We start from the raw sequence: 1,065 nt of genomic DNA on the forward strand, positions 1-1,065 counted from the left end.
CGGGCTGGATGTCTACCGCAACGAGCCGCGCCCCGATCCGCGCCTGCTGGGCCTGCCGAACCTGTTCATGACCCCCCATATGGGCAGCGCCACGCTGGAGACGCGGACCGACATGGGCATGCTGGCGCTGGACAATATCGACGCGGTGCTGGCCGGCCGGCCAGCCGTGACCCCGGTGCCGGCGTGACGGCCCGGCCGGGCGGCCCGACCGGGTGAAACACAGAGGAAACCCCATGCCCATTCATATTTCCCCGTCCATCGGCCTCCTGGTCGCCTGCCTGGGCGGTGCCGCGCTGGCGGGCGTGCTGATGCTGGTGGCGCCCCATTACCTGCGCATGGCGCAGATCATGGGGGCGTTCTATCTGGCGGCGGCGGCGCTGGCGGCGCTGCGCGAGGCGATTCGTCCCGGCTGAGCCCCGCGCCTCAGAAACTGGCGCTGGTCATGTTGGCCTTGAGGTGTTCGGCGGTGCGCCGGACCTCGGGCCCGTGTTCGCGTTCCAGCCGCCGGATGGTGAAATGCGCCCGGGCCAGGGCGCGGTAATGCGACAGGAAGGCGGCGTTCAGCGAGGCGCCGCACAGCGCGCCGGCCACCGGCATCATCTGCACCGCGAATTTGCGCGACAGGCCCAGCCCGTAATGGGTCGCGACCTCGGACACCAACATGACCACCGGGCGGCCGCGCAGCATGGCGCGAGCCGAGAAATAGCCCAGTTCGCTTTCCTCGTCCGCCGCCCCGACCGGGAAGGCGCGCAGGGCGAACACTTCGAGACAGGCGCGATGGGTGTCGGGATCGGAGAGGCTTTCCCCTTCCTCCCGCGCGATGCGGGCGATTTCGCGCATGATGGTCAGGGTGGTGAAGGTGATGTCGGGCACCAGGCCGGGCAGGCCGGCGAAACCGCCCACCGCGCCGGAGACGGCCACCGCCGCCTGGATGGCCGGGTCGCGCCAGGACGGGGCTGGGGATGGGGCCGAGGATGGAGCCGGAGACAAGGACGGGAGTTGAGCCGAGTCGCGCATGCCCGTGATAGCGACGTCGAAGGCGCGCGAGATCGCGGCCTCGGCGAT

2 protein-coding genes and 1 pseudogene are annotated in these 1,065 nt (G+C 70.7%); 2 read left to right on the plus strand and 1 reads right to left on the minus strand.

Translation table 11 applies throughout. The features are described from left to right. Window positions 1–187 (plus strand): annotated as a pseudogene (locus HUK84_RS19750) (D-glycerate dehydrogenase); the annotation flags it as partial. Between the two features lie 46 nt (window positions 188–233). Next, on the plus strand, window positions 234–413 hold the full coding sequence (locus HUK84_RS19755) for a hypothetical protein (RefSeq protein ID WP_176641726.1): 180 nt from the start codon (window positions 234–236) through the stop codon (window positions 411–413). A gap of 10 nt (window positions 414–423) precedes the next feature. On the opposite strand, the gene HUK84_RS19760 is transcribed toward HUK84_RS19755, so the two are convergent. After that, on the minus strand, window positions 424–1,065 hold a 642-nt coding region (locus tag HUK84_RS19760), incomplete at its 5' end, for an EcsC family protein (protein ID WP_176641727.1).

The sequence above is a fragment of the Nguyenibacter vanlangensis genome, from assembly GCF_013376155.1.
Classification (GTDB): Bacteria; Pseudomonadota; Alphaproteobacteria; order Acetobacterales; family Acetobacteraceae; genus Gluconacetobacter; species Gluconacetobacter vanlangensis.